The sequence below is a fragment of the Flavobacterium sp. C3NV genome (assembly GCF_046825355.2).
Taxonomy (GTDB): Bacteria; Bacteroidota; Bacteroidia; order Flavobacteriales; family Flavobacteriaceae; genus Flavobacterium.
This window is the reverse complement of record NZ_JBKQBJ020000004.1, coordinates 245550-264652: the sequence shown is the minus strand read 5'-3', so window position 1 is coordinate 264652 and position 19103 is coordinate 245550. Positions and strand designations below refer to the sequence as shown.

General features: G+C 32.7%; 22 protein-coding genes. 11 read left to right on the top strand and 11 right to left on the bottom strand.

What is annotated here, in order from left to right; genetic code table 11:
- Positions 1-65 precede the first annotated feature (65 nt).
- The 3 genes from ACIDC4_RS07965 to ACIDC4_RS07955 form a co-directional block, all read right to left on the bottom strand.
- Positions 66-551 (bottom strand): hypothetical protein, encoded by a 486-nt coding sequence (locus ACIDC4_RS07965; RefSeq protein ID WP_412042517.1) that lies wholly within the window; start codon positions 549-551, stop codon positions 66-68.
- Between the two features lie 71 nt (positions 552-622).
- On the bottom strand, positions 623-1147 hold the full coding sequence (locus ACIDC4_RS07960; protein ID WP_412042518.1) for a DUF4251 domain-containing protein: 525 nt from the start codon (positions 1145-1147) through the stop codon (positions 623-625).
- Positions 1148-1181: 34 nt separating this feature from the next.
- Complete coding sequence (locus ACIDC4_RS07955; RefSeq protein ID WP_412042519.1) at positions 1182-1619, bottom strand: META domain-containing protein; 438 nt, start codon at positions 1617-1619, stop codon at positions 1182-1184.
- 210 nt (positions 1620-1829) lie between these two features.
- Here ACIDC4_RS07955 and ACIDC4_RS07950 point away from each other — a divergent pair, with 210 nt between their 5' ends.
- Positions 1830-2357, top strand: coding sequence for a superoxide dismutase family protein (locus ACIDC4_RS07950; protein ID WP_412042520.1), 528 nt, complete (start codon positions 1830-1832; stop codon positions 2355-2357).
- Positions 2358-2462: 105 nt separating this feature from the next.
- Entirely contained in the window at positions 2463-3665 is a 1203-nt protein-coding gene (locus tag ACIDC4_RS07945; RefSeq protein WP_412042521.1) for an LETM1-related biofilm-associated protein, read from the top strand.
- Between the two features lie 34 nt (positions 3666-3699).
- Here ACIDC4_RS07945 and can read toward each other — a convergent pair whose 3' ends face one another.
- From can to ACIDC4_RS07925, 4 genes are all read right to left on the bottom strand, one after another.
- Positions 3700-4338 carry a carbonate dehydratase gene (can, locus tag ACIDC4_RS07940; RefSeq protein ID WP_230040057.1) on the bottom strand — a complete coding sequence of 213 codons (639 nt, stop codon included), beginning with the start codon at positions 4336-4338 and terminating at the stop codon, positions 3700-3702.
- A 122-nt stretch (positions 4339-4460) separates the two neighbouring features.
- Positions 4461-6110, bottom strand: coding sequence for a SulP family inorganic anion transporter (locus tag ACIDC4_RS07935; protein WP_412042522.1), 1650 nt, complete (start codon positions 6108-6110; stop codon positions 4461-4463).
- 85 nt (positions 6111-6195) lie between these two features.
- Positions 6196-6477 (bottom strand): hypothetical protein, encoded by a 282-nt coding sequence (locus ACIDC4_RS07930; RefSeq protein ID WP_228520392.1) that lies wholly within the window; start codon positions 6475-6477, stop codon positions 6196-6198.
- Positions 6478-6609: 132 nt separating this feature from the next.
- Positions 6610-7089, bottom strand: coding sequence for a Dps family protein (locus ACIDC4_RS07925; protein ID WP_194615758.1), 480 nt, complete (start codon positions 7087-7089; stop codon positions 6610-6612).
- Positions 7090-7197: 108 nt separating this feature from the next.
- Between ACIDC4_RS07925 and ACIDC4_RS07920 the strand changes: the two genes are divergently transcribed.
- Entirely contained in the window at positions 7198-8139 is a 942-nt protein-coding gene (locus ACIDC4_RS07920; RefSeq protein ID WP_173971253.1) for a LysR substrate-binding domain-containing protein, read from the top strand.
- Between the two features lie 34 nt (positions 8140-8173).
- Here ACIDC4_RS07920 and ACIDC4_RS07915 read toward each other — a convergent pair whose 3' ends face one another.
- Positions 8174-8371 carry a hypothetical protein gene (locus ACIDC4_RS07915; protein WP_065450557.1) on the bottom strand — a complete coding sequence of 66 codons (198 nt, stop codon included), beginning with the start codon at positions 8369-8371 and terminating at the stop codon, positions 8174-8176.
- 165 nt (positions 8372-8536) lie between these two features.
- Positions 8537-9202, bottom strand: coding sequence for a tRNA (5-methylaminomethyl-2-thiouridine)(34)-methyltransferase MnmC2 (gene mnmC2, locus ACIDC4_RS07910; RefSeq protein ID WP_412042523.1), 666 nt, complete (start codon positions 9200-9202; stop codon positions 8537-8539).
- A gap of 308 nt (positions 9203-9510) precedes the next feature.
- Between mnmC2 and ACIDC4_RS07905 the strand changes: the two genes are divergently transcribed.
- Entirely contained in the window at positions 9511-10581 is a 1071-nt protein-coding gene (locus tag ACIDC4_RS07905) for a branched-chain amino acid aminotransferase (RefSeq protein WP_412042524.1), read from the top strand.
- Positions 10582-10790: 209 nt separating this feature from the next.
- Here the strand turns inward: ACIDC4_RS07905 and ACIDC4_RS07900 are convergent, their stop codons facing one another.
- A complete protein-coding gene (locus ACIDC4_RS07900) occupies positions 10791-11171 on the bottom strand; it encodes a pyrophosphohydrolase domain-containing protein (RefSeq protein ID WP_055096002.1) in 381 nt (126 codons plus the stop codon).
- 82 nt (positions 11172-11253) lie between these two features.
- Here ACIDC4_RS07900 and ACIDC4_RS07895 point away from each other — a divergent pair, with 82 nt between their 5' ends.
- The 5 genes from ACIDC4_RS07895 to ACIDC4_RS07875 all read left to right on the top strand — a co-directional run bounded on the left by ACIDC4_RS07895 (position 11254) and on the right by ACIDC4_RS07875 (position 14347).
- Positions 11254-11442, top strand: coding sequence for a hypothetical protein (locus ACIDC4_RS07895; protein ID WP_065450561.1), 189 nt, complete (start codon positions 11254-11256; stop codon positions 11440-11442).
- 190 nt (positions 11443-11632) lie between these two features.
- Positions 11633-12817 carry an SRPBCC family protein gene (locus ACIDC4_RS07890; RefSeq protein WP_412042525.1) on the top strand — a complete coding sequence of 395 codons (1185 nt, stop codon included), beginning with the start codon at positions 11633-11635 and terminating at the stop codon, positions 12815-12817.
- Positions 12818-12879: 62 nt separating this feature from the next.
- Positions 12880-13422: an RNA polymerase sigma factor gene (locus ACIDC4_RS07885; protein ID WP_412042526.1), complete on the top strand. Its 543-nt coding sequence runs from the start codon at positions 12880-12882 to the stop codon at positions 13420-13422.
- A gap of 33 nt (positions 13423-13455) precedes the next feature.
- A complete protein-coding gene (locus tag ACIDC4_RS07880; protein WP_412042527.1) occupies positions 13456-13872 on the top strand; it encodes a hypothetical protein in 417 nt (138 codons plus the stop codon).
- A 16-nt stretch (positions 13873-13888) separates the two neighbouring features.
- Complete coding sequence (locus tag ACIDC4_RS07875; protein WP_412042528.1) at positions 13889-14347, top strand: sensor of ECF-type sigma factor; 459 nt, start codon at positions 13889-13891, stop codon at positions 14345-14347.
- Positions 14348-14430: 83 nt separating this feature from the next.
- Here ACIDC4_RS07875 and ACIDC4_RS07870 read toward each other — a convergent pair whose 3' ends face one another.
- Entirely contained in the window at positions 14431-15492 is a 1062-nt protein-coding gene (locus ACIDC4_RS07870) for a beta propeller repeat protein (protein ID WP_230040079.1), read from the bottom strand.
- 121 nt (positions 15493-15613) lie between these two features.
- Here ACIDC4_RS07870 and ACIDC4_RS07865 point away from each other — a divergent pair, with 121 nt between their 5' ends.
- Together ACIDC4_RS07865 and ACIDC4_RS07860 are read left to right on the top strand one after the other, a co-directional pair.
- The gene (locus ACIDC4_RS07865; RefSeq protein WP_412042529.1) at positions 15614-16879 is read left to right on the top strand and encodes a hypothetical protein; all 1266 of its coding nucleotides are present in this window, start codon (positions 15614-15616) and stop codon (positions 16877-16879) included.
- 134 nt (positions 16880-17013) lie between these two features.
- Positions 17014-18987, top strand: a complete 1974-nt coding sequence (locus ACIDC4_RS07860; RefSeq protein WP_412042530.1) for a KUP/HAK/KT family potassium transporter — start codon at positions 17014-17016, stop codon at positions 18985-18987.
- Positions 18988-19103: the final 116 nt, after the last annotated feature.

Sequence of the window (19103 nt, the reverse complement as noted above, 5' to 3'; positions counted from 1 at the left end):
GTTTAAACAATAAAAAAAACGGCAGTTATATGAGGTAACTGCCGTTTTTCTATTTATAAAGAATACTATTGTAATTTTGATTTATCCAATTCACCGATAAAAGGAATTGACTCTAAAATCTCAGCTCTTATTATAGTTTGCAAATACACTTCTAACTGAAGAAATTTCGCAGCATTTATAGCTCCAACAGCTTTTTTGGCCTGATTATATGTTTTAGAGTATAATTTTTCATAAGCTAAATGATTTTTTAGAGTTCCTTTTGCCAACTCATCGGCTTTTGCATCTGTCAGGGTTGCATAATTAGCAGCATAATCGTTGATTAACTGAAATTTTGTTTGCCCCAGCGCCTTACGTTCTGTTTCATAATTATCATAAACTTTAGTAAAAGCAACAGATTGTGTATCAGATAAGTTCATGTATTGTTTTACAAGATCACTTTTCGACTTGCCATAAACACTTTGCAACACATCTACATCTTCCTTAAACGAAGACTGAGCATAAGATGAAAACGAGGCAATTGCCATAATAAGAATAAGACTTAGTTTTTTCATAGTATTAAATTTAATGGGTTCTTAAAAATTCATGCATTATCAAATATACTGATTTTTAATAAGTTAATACACTATTTTTTATCACTTTCAGTAGTTTTTGGAGCTTTAATTTCTCCATCATACGAAATTGACGCCTTATTATTACTATTCACAAAAAGTGTTGCACCTCCATTCAAAAAGATAGAAAAGGTGAGATTATATACATCATCTTTGCCTTTTACAGTAGCCTTCAAAATATAACTTTTCTTCTTTTTTTCAATTTTAATATTTTCGGGAACACCTTCAAATTTTATTCCGCCATCTCCTCCGTAAGCAACATTAAAAGCGCGTCCGAAAAAAGGTAAGTCTGAAGTTGTTTTTTCTGTATTGAATTTTAAGAAATATGTATTATAATCCAAAATAATCACTCTTCCTCCCTGAGGATTAACTTTTTGTGCTTCAAAAACAAAACTTTTGGAATTTATAAGGGTTTCAATTTCTTTTTGTTGCTGTTGCTCTTTCTCTGCTTTTAATTCTTTTTTAGTTTTTTCCTGTGCAAAAACCGGAGAAAGTAAAAAGCATAATAAGACTAATAAAATCGACAATTTAGTTTTCATAACAGTATTTCTAATGCGTTAAAAAAGGTAACCTTTATTTTTTGGTAAATCTCATCATCGCAATATCACCAGCAATAAAATTTAAAGTTTTGCCATCATCCGTAACATCGTAGGAAGTGATTTTTTGCAAAGTACTTATAAAAGTCTGTTCGCCTTGCTGACCGTCTACACACATCATTTTGGTCATAGCCATTGGCTGCGTAAAATCAATTTTGTTACCGGTTACAACCAGTTTTCCTGTAAAGTTATTACAGCTGCTGTTTCCTGAAACATGATTTTCTTTGAGATCAAAAGTAATTGTTGGTTTTTTATTTGGATACAACCCGTCAAAAGCAATTCTTGGTCCGGTTATATAATTAAGTTCCCATGTTCCTTCGAGTTTAGAAATCGAATCATTTTTCTGTGCTTTAGAAGCATTACATGAAATTAATACCATTCCTAAAAAAACTAAAATCAAAACATTCTTTATCATAATTTTACAGATTAAATTAAAAATAACAAAACTGATTTTTTAAAATTTTAAATTCGGGGGTATACGAAATTACGCAATATTAATTTGCGGTTCTTTTAAAGTACTATTAAATTTCACGCAATAGTTTTAGATTTTTTTAACTATCACCTTCAATCAATGTCGGAATTTTATGTTAAATTTACTTAATCTTTAATTTTAAAAGCCTTTCGTATGAAAAAAATAATCGCTTCTTTCGCTATAATTACAGCTTTAATCATTGGCTGTAAGACCAATACAAAATCAAATGATGCCAAAACCCTGACTGTTGCCTTAGAGCCAAAAAGCAGTAGTGCCGTTGCAGGAACTGCTACTTTTACAGAGAAAAACGGCAAAGTAACTTTTGTTGCAAAAATGACTGGTTTAACTCCGGGAGTTCACGCAATACACATTCACGAAAAAGCAGATTGTAGTTCTGCCGACGGAAGTTCAGCCGGAGGACACTGGAATCCAACTTTTAAAAAACACGGAAAATGGGGTGTTGCTGAATACCACAAAGGAGATATCGGAAACTTTACTGCTGATGCAAAAGGTAACGGAACTATAACATTAACCACTGACGAATGGTGTATTGGTTGTGGAGACACGAACAAAGATATCCTTGGAAAAGGTTTGATTGTACATCAGGGAACAGATGATTTTACAACACAGCCTACCGGAAATGCAGGCGGAAGAGTCGCTTGTGCCGGAATCATCAAATAAAAAAACAATAACCACTACATTTTCACAAAATCTAGTGGTTATTTCATTTAAAATTTATCCTAACACAAGAAAAAGATATAGCTTTGCAGCTATAAATTAAAGTTAATGATTAACCCATCAGCACCAGGTTGGATAGACAAGTTTTTTAGTGAACAAAAGTTTTCAGAAGCTATTCCTTTTGAGACTACAGATTCGTTTTACTATAAAGTCAGAGAAACTGGTTTTATTTATGGCCATATCATAACTATTGACTCCCGAATTCCGGTTCCTATAAAAGGCTGGTTTAAGACCGAAATTTCTAAAGTCGCTTTACTAAATACTTTGTACGGCGTATTTTGTTTAGAAAAAAGAAGCTTTGAACCCAATAATTTTATTAGCGAAGTTTTAAAGTTTTATAATGAAATGAATCCTGAAGGATTTAATTTATTTAAAATTTTGCTTCCAAAAGATACTCCTTCCCTTTCTTTAGAAAATATAATAGATCAGCGCGTTCAGACGAATGACAGCATTATCAGTAAAAACTTTTCGCATTTAGTAACTAATGCGCTTTTATTTATTGATGTTTTGGCGTTTAGACAATATCTGGAAAAAGGCGCGATTCCTGAAAAATATTTAAAACGAATCGAAGAAACTGTTTTGGGCATTGTGGCTCTGGCCTTAAAAACTAAAACTGTCAAATCACAGCACGACGATTTATTAATTAAACTTTTTGAAGCTTCGATTCGATATTCGAAATTCTCAAAAGTTACGGTTGATACTCTTGAAACCTTACAGCTGGATTATTTCAGCAATACACTGGAGCATTATTATTTAATCGATATGGCCGGAATGGCTTTATGGAGTGACGGTGTTGTAGAAAACGAAGAAGCTTACTTTTTATACTCACTAGGTTCTATGATGGGAGTTTCTGATGATTTTGTAACCAAAAGCATCGATACCACCAATGATTTTATAACCACCCATAAAAAGAAAATTCCGTACTTTAATTATTCTAATCCTGTAAAGCATTTCTACGATCAAATGACGCACAGCGTTGTAAAACTGATTGTAAGAAACAAAAACAGACTGGTGAAGGAAATTATTCAGAGTAAGGAATTAATGGTTCTTTTGGCTTATTCTACAACAAGAGATCTGGACGCCAAAGAAAAGAAAAAAGTAAAAAAACAACTTTTAGATATTTGCAAAACCATTCCGTCATTAACGATATTTTTACTTCCTGGCGGAAGTTTACTATTGCCGATTTTAATCAAGTTTATTCCCACCTTATTACCATCTGCTTTTAACGAAAATCTGGATGAAAACGAATAAAAAAAATCGCCCTTTTGAGGCGATTTTTTAATTTTTATAGATTACTTAGCTGATATACCTCATCTAGTTCATCATTCGAAGCGATATTTACATTCAAATCGGTTACAAAACCTGAATTTAATCCGTAAACCCATCCGTGAAGCATTAAATCCTGACCATTTTTCCAGGCGCCTTGCACTATTGATGTCTTGGCTAAGTTGTATACTTGTTCTTTAGCATTGATTTCAACAAAAGCATTAAAACGTTCTGTCTCATCTTCAATCGAATTTAGGTATTTGTCATGCAAACGGTATTCATCTTTAATGTGACGAATCCAGTTATCGATAATTCCAACAGACATATTTCCCATCGCTGCTTTTACACCACCACAACCGTAATGTCCGCACACAATAACGTGTTTTACTTTAAGAACATTTACTGCGTAATCAAGAACACTCAACATATTCATATCAGAGTGCACTACCATATTAGCAATATTACGATGTACAAAAACTTCTCCCGGTTTTGCCCCAATAATCTCATTTGCAGGAACACGGCTGTCAGAACATCCAATCCATAATAATGGCGGAGTTTGTCCTTTTGCCAGGTCTGCAAAAAAATTAGGGTCTAATGCTAATGATTTTTCAACCCATTCTTTATTATTTTCTAATAACTGCTCATAGAACTTTCTCATTGTTTTTTTGTTTTTTTGAATGGTATTTCTACATGTTTAAACATATTAAAATAACTAATGTAAAGTTATCTAATTTTTCATATTTCTCACAATGAAGAAATACCTTAATTAATTTAATTTGTTTAAAAATCTTCTTTTATCGTTTCTTTTTTAACCAATGCTCTCTTTGCAACATCATAATAATGCTCTATCGAAACGTGATTATTAAGATCCGGAGAATTTTCGAGCTCGTAAGCTTCTTTAAATCCTTTTAGTTTTACTTTGATATTTTCATCAATTGCTCTTGTTTCCTTAAACTCACGAATCAGGTCTAAAACATCATGGGCAATATACTCTGTATCGTGCGCATTGATGATTACTTTAGAATTTTCCGGAATTTCATTCAACGTCAATTTAATAGCTGCTTTATTCAGGAATGAAACTTCCTGAGCCAAGTCGATATGAATAACATCTCCATCTTCGTATTCTTCTTTTTTGAAACTGTAAGCTCTTTTTAAGTTTCCTCTTAATACAAAAATCACACTGATGATAATTCCTAAAGCAACACCTTTAAGTAAATCTGTTGCTACAACAAATACTAAAGTGGCAACAAAAGGTATAAATTGGTATTTTCCTTTTTCCCAGAAATGTTTGAATGTTGCCGGTTTGGCCAATTTGTATCCCACTAAAATTAATACAGTTGCCAAAGTTGCCAACGGAATTTTATTTAAAATTGCCGGAATAGACAAAACACTTATCAGTAAAAGCACACCATGAATTATAGATGACATTTTAGATTTTGCACCTGCATTATTATTAGCAGACGATCTTACTACAACTGATGTCATTGGTAAACCTCCTAAAAGTGAACTCATAATATTACCTATACCTTGCGCTCTAAGCTCAACATTAGTATTGGTATAACGCTTTTGAACATCCATTCTGTCCGCTGCTTCAATACATAATAATGTTTCTATAGAAGCTACAATGGCAATTGTAATAGCAACTACCCAAACTTGAGGATTTGTAACCGCAGCAAAATTTGGTGTAATTAGAATAGATTTAAATTCATCAAAAGACTTTGGAACTGGCAATGAAACCAAATGTTCTTTTGCAATCGCCAATGAGCTTCCTGTAGCTATAAAAAATTCATTTAAAGCTATACCTATAAGAACAGCAACAAGCGCTCCCGGAATTAATTTTAATTTCTTTAAAAAAGATACTTTATCCCATGAGATCAATATAACCAGTGAAACCAGCGAAACCACTACTGCTCCTAAATGTATATGATTTAAAACATCGAATAAAAATGAAAATGAGTTGCTTCCGTCATTTTGAATAAAAGCCTGATCACCTTCAAAATCGGCATCATAACCAAAAGCATGAGGCAATTGTTTTAATATAATAATGATCCCGATACCCGCTAACATTCCCTCAATAACATTGGTTGGAAAATAATTGGAGATACTTCCGGCTTTTAAAAACCCTAATGCTAACTGAATTAGTCCCGCAATAAAAACAGACATTAAAAACACATCGAAAGCACCAAAATCAGTAATAGCGGTTAAAACAATAGCTGTTAATCCAGCGGCTGGACCCGAAACACTAATGTGTGACTGGCTTAAATAACCAACTATGATACCACCAATAACACCCGAGATAATACCCGAAAACAAAGGCGCTCCCGAAGCCATTGCTATACCTAAACACAATGGAAGAGCCACCAAAAAAACCACTAAACCTGAAGCAAAATCAGATTTAAGGTTGGCAAAAAGATTGATTTTTTTTGTCATAATAATACAATACTAAAAAAATTATTCATTAAAGATTTACCACATTTAACCAAAAATGCGGTGTAGTTCAAAATAATCGGAAGTATTATACCAAGTTGGGAGGTGGAGCAAATATGCTCGGAGAGATATTATCTAATTTTACGATGTTTTCAGAAACAATCGTTTTCTTTTGAATATAAACAGGCAATAATACCTCATGTTCTAATATTGTAGGATGCACAACAGATTTAAGTTCTTTATGAACTTCCTCTTCTGCACAATTGAAAGATATAGCCGTATTAGTCCCTTTCTTTATCGCCTGAACAATTGTTGGGGTCGATAAGAAGGCGATAAATATGAATAATAATATGCGGGCTAATATTTTCATCGAAGCAAAAATAGTGTTAAACAAATAAAATCAAAGCCTGAGAGCAAAATTTTTATACAAATTTAACAATAACAAAAAAGCAGAATTATCAAATGAGACAATTCTGCTTTTAATTATTTTATAAACAAGGATTTACAATTCTTCTTCTAACCATGCTCTCATCATCCAGATTGTTTTTTCCTGCTCTGCAATGAAGTCACTCATCAGAGAATTTGTCCCCTCGTCATTAATTTCATCCGACTGATTCAAAATTTCTCTTTCGATTTTTAATAAATCAGATAAAGAATTTATAATTAAATGAACTGCTTTTTCATCATTTGAGATATTTTTTCCAACTGCAAGTTTGTTATTTTTAATATAATCCTCGAATGTATGTAATGGAGTTCCTCCGATTGTTAGCACTCTTTCTGCAATCATATCAATTTTTAATTGAGCATCTGTATACAATTCTTCAAACTTAACATGTAAATCAAAGAAACGTTTACCACGAATATTCCAGTGTATTCCTCTTAAGTTTTGATAATATACCTGAAAATTTGACAACAGAATATTTAATTCCTTTACTAACAATTCTGACTCTTTTACAGGTAATCCTAAAATATTTGTTTTCATAGTTTTTCGTTTTATAATAAGTTTACTACAAATTTAATATAAGTTCTTTAAAAATAGTATAAAAAAAAATTATATTTTCTTATTTTTGCATCACAAAATACTATCAAAATGACGATTACTCAATTACAATATGTGTTAGCTGTTGCCGAACACAAAAATTTTACACTTGCTGCCGAAAAATGTTTTGTTACACAACCTACATTAAGCATGCAGATTCAGAAGATTGAAGAAGAGCTTAATATTTTAATTTTTGACAGAAGTAAAAAGCCTATTCAACTTACAGATATTGGCCAAAAAATTGTAAATCAGGCTAAAAACATTGTAAATGAAGCAGATAGAATCAAAGATATCGTAGAACAGCAAAAAGGTTTTATTGGAGGGGAATTTCGTTTAGGAATTATACCTACGATCATGCCAACGCTTTTACCTATGTTTTTAAACAACTTCATCAAAAAATACCCAAAAGTAAAACTCTTAATCGAAGAGCTAAATACTGATGAAATCATTGTAAAATTAAAAAACGGCCATCTCGATGCTGCCATTGCAGCCACTCCGCTTGAGGATGAAAAAATAAAAGAGATTGTTTTGTACTTCGAACCTTTTGTAGCTTATATTCCGGAACATCACGCCAGTTTTCAGAAAGAGGAAATTGAAATTGCAGATTTAAACATCAATGAAATTTTGCTTTTGCAGGACGGACATTGTTTTAGAGACGGAATTTTAAATCTATGCAAAAATGGTACTGATATCGACCAGAATAATTTTCAGATACAAAGCGGAAGCTTTGAAACCCTTATAAAATTAGCCGACGAAGGTTTGGGCACAACGTTACTTCCGTACTTGCACACCTTAGACTTAAAAGATTCCGATAAGCTGAAACTACGAAATTTTAAGGAACCAAAACCTGCTCGTGAGGTAAGTTTAATTTACCCAAAGAGCGAATTAAAAATGCAAATCATCGACGCGCTAAGATCTACAATTGCCGGAGTTGTAAAAGGAGCAATTGTTTTCCAGAACGTTCAAATTGTGAGTCCGCTACAAAAGAAATAGACATAAAAAAAGGAGCCAATTTGGCTCCTTTTTTTTATACTTTGATTAGTAGTAAACTTTGTTTTAGTTCTGGTTTTTCGATAATAAAATTCATCAACCATTCCTGCAATTGCTCCATTTCGTATGGTAACAGCGTTTTGATAGCTTTTTCTAGTTCTTTACAGAAAAGTATCGGATCGAAACTTACTCTCTCAAGTATTGATTTCGTGTAATCAAACATCATTTTTGACATAATAAAATAAGATTTTCGGGGGTTATCTATATTTCTAAACTCGCACAAATTTAATCAAATATCATTCATATGCATTCATTTTAACTTATTATTTTAAAAACTTTAGCAACGAATACGTTTTCTTAATATGTATAAATCAATATAGAATGGTTCTAAACAATTCATTTAAACCTTTTTAAAGGCTCGAAACATCTCTCGTTTTCCTGGAGGTCCTGCTAATTTCTCGACAGTAAATCCAACTTCGATCATACTTCTTTTAACAACTCCGCGGGCAGCGTAGGTTACCAAAACTCCATTTGGTTTTAAACTGTTGTACATTTTCCTGAAAATTTCAGTACTCCACAACTCCGGCTGCACCCTGTATCCAAAGGCGTCAAAGTAAATCAAATCAAAAGTTTCAAAATCGTCTATTTCATGAAAAAATTGTTTCCTTTTGGTTAACGAGAAAGAGCTGCAAATTTCATTTTTTTTATCCCAATCACATTTATGCATTTTCTCAAAAATGTTCTCAAATTCCAATGCATCCAGTTCAGTAACATAATTCATCCCTAGAACCTCATCTGCCTCAACAGGATATGCCTCTACTCCAACATAATCAATGATTTGATTTTTTTGAATTGATTCTAAAAAAGTGATAAAAGCATTCAAACCCGTTCCAAAACCAATTTCCAGAATACTTACCGGATTATTTTCAAATAATGAAAGTCCGTTTTTTATAAATACATGTTTTGCTTCCTGAATTGCACCGTGTTTAGAATGGTAACACTCATCCCAATCCTTCAAATGAATTGTCGTTGAGCCATCTAGCGTTTTAATTATTTCTCTTTTCACTTTTTAGAACTTTATAATGGGTATTTACTGGGTTTTGGTCTTTTTTAACAGCCAAATTTAGTCAAAACAAATGCGTAAAGCCTTAAAAAACGGCTGTTTTTTCATAAATTCTTTATAAAACTCTCTTAATTTTTTCACTTTATTATAAGATAAATAAATCTCAGTTAAACGCCATAATTAATGCAGTTTTACCAAGGAATTTATATATTTTTACTTAATTTTGCATTCAGTTAATTCTATTTCACACCAAATCATTGTTTTAGATTCTTTCTTTTACAATGAAAATTACATAAAAACTTTACATAATTATGAGTACAACTCAAACAAGCAAAATTGAAATCAGAAAAGCAACTTCGTCAAAAATAAGCGGAGTAGACTTTCAAAACCTAAGCTTTGGTGCTGTTTTTACAGACCATTTATTCGAATGTGATTTTAAAAATGGAGAGTGGCAAAATCCTGTCATTAAGCCTTATGCTCCAATTTTAATGGATCCTTCTTCAAAAGTCTTTCATTATGGACAAGCTATTTTTGAAGGAATGAAAGCTTACAAAGATGACAATAACGATGTTTGGTTGTTTAGACCTGATGAAAACTTCAAGCGTTTTAATAATTCTGCAGTTCGTATGGCGATGCCGGAAGTTCCGGAATCTATTTTTATGGATGGTTTGAATGAATTATTAAAAATCGATCAGGAATGGGTTCAAAAAGGAAACGGAAGCAGTATGTATATCCGTCCTTTTATGATTGCTACCGGAGCTGGCGTTGTAGCTAATCCTTCTGATGAATATAAATTCATGATTTTACTTTCTCCTGCACAATCGTATTATGCCGGCGAAGTAAAAGTAATTATTGCTGAACATTATAGTAGAGCTGCAAATGGTGGAATTGGAGCTGCAAAAGCTGCAGGAAACTACGCTGCGCAGTTTTACCCAACCAACCTGGCAAATAAAGACGGTTTCCAACAAGTAATCTGGACAGATGATGCAACACATACAAAACTAGAGGAAGCAGGAACAATGAACGTTTTCTTTAGAATTAATGATACTTTACTAACTGCTCCAACAAGCGAAAGAATTTTGGATGGTATTACCAGAAAAAGTTTGATTGCTATGGCAGAAAAAGAAGGTCTTAATGTAGAAGTTCGTCCTGTTATTGTTTCAGAATTAGTGGAAGCTGCCAAAAACGGATCTTTGAAAGAAATCTTTGGAGCAGGAACTGCTGCAGTAATCAGTGTTATCAAAGGTTTCTCTTATCAGGATGTTTATTATGAAATGACTCCTGTTGAAAATTCATATGCTTCTCTTTTAAAAGAAAAACTAACAAGTCTTCAAAACAAACTTTCTGAAGATACTTTTGGATGGACGGTTAAAGTTCAATAATCAAAAGATTGATATAAAAACAAACCCGATAGCTTCACAGTTATCGGGTTTTCTATTTATATCATAAAATTCAAAGCTAATTTTACCGCAAAGTGCGCAAGATTAAACGCAAAGTTCGCAAAGCTTTGTGTTGATCTAGCTTTGCGAACTTTGTATTTTCTATGCGTAAAGAAAAAATAAATCTTAGCGCGCTTTGCGGTTAATTTTCTCTATAAAAGTTTCGAAAAATCAGGTTTAAAATAATTAGGCCCTTTCATTACTTTTCCGTCTTCTCTATAAATTGGCTGTCCGTCTTCGCCAAGTTTACTCATATTACTACGCTGGATTTCATCAAAAACAGCTTCAATTTTATCCTGTAAACCATGTTCGATAATGGTGCCGCATAAAATATACATCATATCTCCAAGAGCATCAGCAATTTCAACCAAATCATTATTCTGAACTGCTTCAAGATATTCTTCATTTTCTTCCTTCATCAAATTGTAACGAAGGATTTTTTTTGTTTCACCCAAATCAGCAATTGGCGTTTGACTGTGACCTATTTTAAAAGCAGTATGAAATTCGGTAACTGCGTCAAGTTGTTTCTTCATGATTTTATTTACTTAAATGAAATGCCAAATTAGCAACTATTCATATACAATTCTCTAAATTTGTCAAAAATAATTTTCAACTATGTTTAGTCAAGGACAATTAATATTCGCACTCTGTTTTTTTATTGCATTTGTAATCGTAATGATATTTGCTTATCGAAAAGATCTCGCATTACACCGAATTTTCTATAAAGGAAATTACAAAGTATTAATCGTGTTCCTGATTTTTATTGCCCTTCTGTTTGTGATCAAATTTTTCTTTAAAAGATAATTCCGAAAAATTTATTGCTATATTTAGGATAAAATATTTTTTGAAGTTTTACAATTAAACTTATTCAAAAACGTTTTATTTAAAGCTTTTATTGACTAATATAATTTTATAAAGTGTACTTTTATTGCGGCACAATTAGCGTGACTAGTAATAAAATTTATAACTTTACGACACAAAATAAACGACTCCAATGAAGATTCTAAAATATTTATTCCTACTATTATTATTAAGCTTAGTTGCCCTAACTGTTTTTGTCGCTACCCAAAAAGGGATTTTTTCTGTAGAAAGAAGCAAGGTGATTAATTCACCAAAAGCAACCGTTTATAATTATGTAAATGATTTTAGAAATTACGAAGATTTTGAATCGTGGTCAGTAGCAGATCCTTCGATGAAAATGACATTTCCTAATAAAACAGCCGGAAACGGTGCTTCTTACTATTGGGCTGGAGCCGAAGGAAACGGAAATGCCATTACCTTAAAAACTAAAGAAGGGGAAAGCATTCAGCAAAAAATGAAATACGACGGAACAGAAGCGGATGTAAACTGGACTTTTAAAGATACTTTGGGAGGAAAAACTAAAGTAACCTGGAAAGCAACAGGAACAATGAGTTTTTTGTTTAAAGTATATACCGCTCTAAACGGAGGTTCTGATAAAGTTATTGGAACTATTTACGAAAAAAGTCTTGCCAACATTGATAAAAACCTGGATTTCGAAACTAAAACATATGCTATTAAAGTAAATGGTGTGGTAAGAAAAACCGAAACTGCTTATATCAGACAAACTTTTACAAGTGAAATTCCTAAAATAACCAAAAACGCCAGAATTGTTATTCCTAAATTGATTGAGTTTAGCGAAAGCAATGGCTTGTCTACCAACGGAAAACCTTTTATTATTTACCATACGTACGACACCACAACCGGATTGGCAAAAATTTCGATTTGTTTACCTACAAACAAAGAAATCCTGACAACTGCAGGAAGTGATATTTCAGGAGGAAAACTCGATGGTTTTGAAGCAGTAAAAACAACTTTAACGGGTGATTACACGCATCTAAACGAAGCAATGGCAAAAACCACAGCTTTTATAAATAAAGAAAAAATAACGCCGGAATTAAGCTGGTCTCACCTTGAAATTTTAACCATTAGCAAACTAGATGTAAAAAGTCCGTCTAAGTTAATGACCGAAGTTTATTTTCCGATTAAACCAAAAGTTGTTCCTGTTGTAAAAGCTCCTGTTTACAGAGCAAATACAGAACCAACATCTGTAGAGCCTACAGAAACAGACCCTGCACAAACACCAAAAGCAGCACCGAAACCAAAAGCGGTTCCTAAAACAACAACTCCTAAAACTACTGAAGAAGAATCAGAATTCTAATTTATTTAGAACTGATTAAACCTTTTGTTTAAAATTCATTCTAATAAGATAAATCAAGGAATTTGACAGACGAGAAGGAATTTATACAAGAATTATTAAATCCTAAAACGCAAAATACCGCGTTTCAAAAACTCGTGTCTGATTATCAGAAACCTTTATATTCTCATATTCGAAACATTGTTTTGAATCATGACGATGCAGATGATGTATTGCAGAACACTTTCGTGAAAGTTTTTCAGTATTTAAAAAATTTTAAAGGAGAGAGTAAACTTTTCTCCTGGATGTACCGAATCGCCACCAATGAAGCTTTGACTTTTTTAAACCAAAAAGCAAAACTAAACGGAATAACATCTGAAGCTTTACAAAATAAAACCATCGACAATTTGAAAGCTGATGTTTATTTTGATGGAGATGAAATTCAGATCAAACTTCAAAAAGCTATTGTAACCTTGCCGGAAAAGCAACAATTGGTTTTTAAAATGAAGTATTTTCAGGAATTAAAATACGAAGAAATTGCTGAAATCCTCGGAACTTCTGTTGGCGCTTTGAAAGCATCTTATCATCATGCTGTAAAAAAAATTGAAATATATGTTACATCAAATTAAACCTTTTGTGACAAAACCTATCTTATAGACATTATGAAAGCATTTAAATTAGAAAACGAACCGAAGATAAGATCTGGATTTAAAACTCCGGAGCATTATTTTGATGATTTTTCGGCAAAAATTTTACAACAGGTAAACGAAGAAAAACAAATAAAAGTAATTCCGATTTACAAGCGTAAAAAAGTTATTTCACTACTGGCTGCAGCTGTAGTTGTTACTGCATTAATGATTCCTATAATAAACAATTACAACAACACTTCTAAAGAACTTGACGAAGATACTTTAGAAACTTATTTATCATACCAGTCTAACCTAAATCAGTATGATTTGATTAAGGAACTGGATACTAAAGATATTGACAAACTTAACAAAGGTGTTGCCCTTGAACAGGAAACACTCGAAGATATTTTGGCTTCAAATCCAAATATTGAAAATTTAATTTCAGAATAAATAAAAATATCAAAAGATGAAAATTAAAAATATCTTACCAATAATTCTATTCTTTGCTACTTTCTCATTTTATGCCCAAAATGATAAAACAGATGAAAAGCGAGAAAAAATTAAGGCTTATAAAGTTTCTTTTTTAACTACCGAGCTTGAACTAACCTCTACAGAAGCAGAGAAATTCTGGCCTGTTTATAATGCGTATGATGACAAGCAATTTGAATTGCGTCACGAAAAAATGAAAACGTATTTACGCAAATTAGATGATGATAACATTAGTTCGATGTCAGAGAAAGAAGCTGCTGCTCTTTTATCACAAATAGAAAGCACAGATAAGGAATTGTACCTTTTACGCGATAAATACAATACCAATTTAAAAAAGATACTTTCGGCAAAGAAAATATTAAAGCTTAAAAAATCTGAAGATGATTTTAATAGAAAATTATTAAAACAATACCGGGATAAAGCTGGCAACAAATAAAAGCCAACATTAAAGAACAACAGCGACAGGAACCCTATATAATAATACTTACTTTATTATTTAGGGTTCTTGTTATTTTAAGACTATTTAAAACGAAGTCTTACTACTTTATTATGCCCCGCAGCAATTGCAGTATTTCTATTTATAAAACGAATGGTGAAAAATTTCGTATCCGTTGATAATTGCGTCCAGTTTTCGCCACCATTCTGAGAGTATTGAATCCCTTCAGAACCCACACAAATAATTTCCTTACCATTTCCGCCCGGAACGTATTGCACGCACGACGCGTATCCAAAACCCATTTCCTGACCTATTAATTTCCAGGTATTTCCGCCATCTGTAGTAAACGCTTTGTTATCTGTTTTTTTGTTTGGAAGTTCATAATCACCACCGGCAATAAATCCGTGTTTGGCATCATAAAAATCTGCCGTAAAAATACCGGTCATTGTTTTTCCCTGAACAATTGGTGTTTCAATAACTTTCCATGTTTTAGCTTTATCCGCAGAGTAGAATACACGAGCTTTTTTTCCTCCTGAAACCAGCCATGTGTCATTTCCTTTTATTACAATATTCGAATTACTAGCAGCAAAAGCGGCTTCGCCCTCGGCATTCGTAGGCAATTTATCAGACAATATTTTTGTCCAGGTTTCTCCCCCGTCACGCGTTACTATAATCGAAAAAGTATCTTCTGTGGGATCGCCAATTGCTATTCCTTCCTTATCATTCCAAAATTGCATACTGTCGTAAAACACCTTGGGGTTCACTTCCTTATAAACTAACTTAACTTTCTGAGTTTTTTTAGAAACCTGATAAAGCAATGCAGGATTTCCTACACTTAGTAAAAATATGCTTTGAGAATTTTGAGCAATACTTCTAAATTCCAGATTTAAAGTATCACGATAAATACGATCTTCAAACTTCTCTTTTTTATCTAAATCATAATAGCCAAATCGGGAATTATCAGCTCCGTACCAAATTTTATTCTTGTCGATTGAGATCGCTCTAATACTAATTTTATCCTGAAATAAAGTATCTATTTGTATTGAAGTAAAACCATTATAAAATGATCTTTCATCATTATGATTCAGCGCTTTAAAGGACATTAATAAAATTAAAGCACCGAAAAAAAATATTACTTTTCTCATATAAATCAGTTTTTTTTATTGCTAAAATACAATTATTTATAACATATAAAATAAGTTACTTGTTTTTTTCTGGCACAGTAATTGGATATCTCTGAATATTAATCTTTAATATGATTTTATCATGAAAACTAATTTACTTTTAATAGCGTTTGCAGCTTTAGTTTTTGGTTCTTGTTCAGCACAAAGCCAAACTACTGTATATGCAAAAAATTCAGATATAAGCGATAACTTAGACTTAAGAGCAGTAGCTTCTATCTTTGGTGAATCAGCCAATCTTCAGGATTTCGAAAGACGTTTGAATGATCCAAAATACCAAATCTCGAATCTAGATTTAAATGGCGATGATCAGGTTGATTATTTACGCGTGATAGAATCTGTAGAAGACAGAACTCACGTTGTAATTATTCAGGCAGTTCTTGATCGTGATGTTTACCAGGATATTGCAACAATCGATGTAGAAAGAGATAATTACAATAAAGTAAGCGTACAGGTGGTAGGTAATACTTATTTATACGGAGACAATTATATTTATGAGCCGGTTTACAGTGTTGCGCCAGTAATATATACCTCATTTTGGGTAAATAATTACAGACCATATTACTCTACCTGGGGATGGAATTATTATCCAACATACTATGCTGCATGGAGTCCTTACCCAATTTACAGATACAGAAACAACATTGGGGTTTATATCAATGTAAACAATCATTACAATTACGTAACAACAAGAAGAAGTTACAGAGCTCCGGTTTTATACGAATCAAGACGTACTTACGGTTACGAAACAAGACGTCCTAACTATAGCTTTGCTCAAAGACATTCTAATGTAACAAACAGATACGATTTAGATCAAAGACGTATTGCAAGCAGAGAAACTAGCAGAAACCAAAACACTTACAATACAAACAGATCTAATACAAATAGAACATCTGCAACAGACAATAGAACTACAAACAGAAACTATGCTGAAAACAGAACGAATACTGACAGAAGTTACAACACAAACCGTTCAACACCTGTAAACAGAGGTAATTCGGCTACGGTAAACAATAACAATCCGGCAAGAGTTGAAAACACAACTAACAGAACCGAAAACAGAAGAGATTACAGTCAGAACAATTCTAATGTTTCAAGAGAAAGTACACCACGAAATACAAATAATAGAGGAACTTATACTCAAAGAACAGAAACTCCCTCTCCGCAGAGAGCAGAACCAACAAGAAACTACTCAGAAAACAGAGGAAGTTCAGAAAGCAGATCAAGCTCACCAAGAGCTCAAAACACACAACGTTCTGAAGCTCCAAGAGCACCACAGGAAGCAAGAAGCAGCCAGCCACAAAGAGAAAGTAACGCTGGTTCAAGAAGTTCAGGCGGAAGAAGAGGCTAATATTAAATTCGCATTTCTAAATAAAAAACTAAAGCACAATTTGACGATTGTGCTTTTTTTTATCTTTTTTCTTATAATTGACGCTAATTTGTTTTAAAACAGTAAATTTGCAACCGTCTTTTATAAAAACATACATGAGCGCATCGCATAAAAACTTACATAGTAAGTTGTCTATAGGGGGTTTATTGATCACATTAGGGATTATTTATGGGGATATCGGTACTTCTCCTTTATATGTAATGAAAGCCATACTTGGCGAACATATCATAAACGCGGATATTGTATTAGGAGGTATCTCATGTGTTTTTTGGACTTTGACTTTACAAACTACAATAAAGTACGTACTTATTACCTTAAGCGCTGATAATCATGGCGAGGGTGGTATTTTTGCACTTTATGCTTTAGTCAAAAAAACAAAAATTCAGTGGCTCATTGTGCCCGCCATAATTGGAGGAAGCGCCTTGCTTGCCGATGGAATCATAACCCCGCCCATTTCGATATCATCAGCCGTAGAAGGAATCAGAGCGTTTTATCCTAAGATGGAAACCGAGACAATAGTTTATATTGTAATTGGAATTCTATTCATCTTATTTACCATACAACAATTTGGAACCAAGCTGGTTGGGAAGTTTTTCGCACCCATGATGTTAATTTGGTTTGCCATGCTTGGAACATTAGGATTCATTCAAATTTTGGAGCATCCTGAAGTTATAAAAGCTATTAATCCTTATTACGCTTATCATTTACTACAAATTCACCCTGAAGGATTTTTTGTTCTTGGATTAGTATTTTTATGTACAACAGGAGCCGAAGCTTTGTATTCAGATATGGGACACTGCGGTAGAAAAAATATCAGAATTAGCTGGATTTTTGTAAAACTGACTTTAGTATTGAATTATTTTGGTCAGGCTGCTTATTTAACGCATCATGAAGGAAGTACATTACAACAATTAGGAGGAGAAAATGGGAATCCGTTCTATCTTATTATGCCGCATTGGTTTTTACCATTTGGTATTGTTGTAGCGACTTTAGCAGCGGTTATTGCTTCTCAGGCCCTTATTAGTGGTTCATTTACACTGATCAACGAAGCAATGCGTCTGAATTTCTGGCCAAAAGTAAAAATCAAATATCCTACCGAAGTAAAAGGACAATTATACATTCCGTCAATTAACTGGCTACTGTTTTTTGGTTGTGTTGGAATCGTTTTACATTTCGAAAAATCAAGTAATATGGAGCATGCGTATGGTCTAGCCATCGTACTATGTATGATCATGACTACTATCCTGCTGAACTATTACTTAATCATGAAACGTGTAAAATTATATTTCATGGTGCCGCTTATTACCATTTATTTATTAATTGAATTCAGTTTCCTAATTGCCAATATTACAAAATTTGCCGATGGTGGTTACGTAACACTAATCATTGCATCTGTTCTTATCTCTATCATGACGATCTGGTATCTGGCTAAGAAAATTAATAAAAGCTATACTAAAATCATCAAAATTGACGATTATAAGAAAGTATTAATGGAGTTGAGTGAAGACTTATCTATTCCTAAATACGCAACACATTTGGTTTATATGACCAATGCGAATCGTGTAGATGAACTAGAGGAAAAGGTAATTTATTCGATATTACAAAAACGCCCGAAAAGAGCTGATATCTACTGGTTTGTTCACGTAAATATCTTAACTGAGCCATATAAAACACAATATAAAGTTACAGAGATTGCGAAAGACGATATTTACAGAATCGATTTTAATTTAGGATTTAGAGAACCTACCAAAATCAATTTAATGTTTAGAGAAGTAATTCGTGATATGGTAAAACGTGGCGAAGTGGATATTACCAGCCGTTACGAATCATTAAACAAAAACAATATTATTGGAGACTTTAAATTTGTATTGTCTGAGAAGTTTTTATCTAATGACAATGATTTAAGATGGCACGAAAATATCATCATGAACTCTTATTTCTTTATCAAGAAACTGAGTTTATCCGAAGAAAGAGCATTTGGTTTAGATAGTAGTTCGGTTAAAATAGAGAAATTCCCAATGGTGCTTCACGCTCCGGAAAACATCGGACTGACCCGAATTATCAAATAAATCAATTCAAAAAATACATTCAAAAAAACACTCTTTTAAACTTATTAGAGTGTTTTTTTTCTTTTTAAAGGAAGTTAAAACAACAATCAAAATTAAAAATTTAACTTTCAATCAAT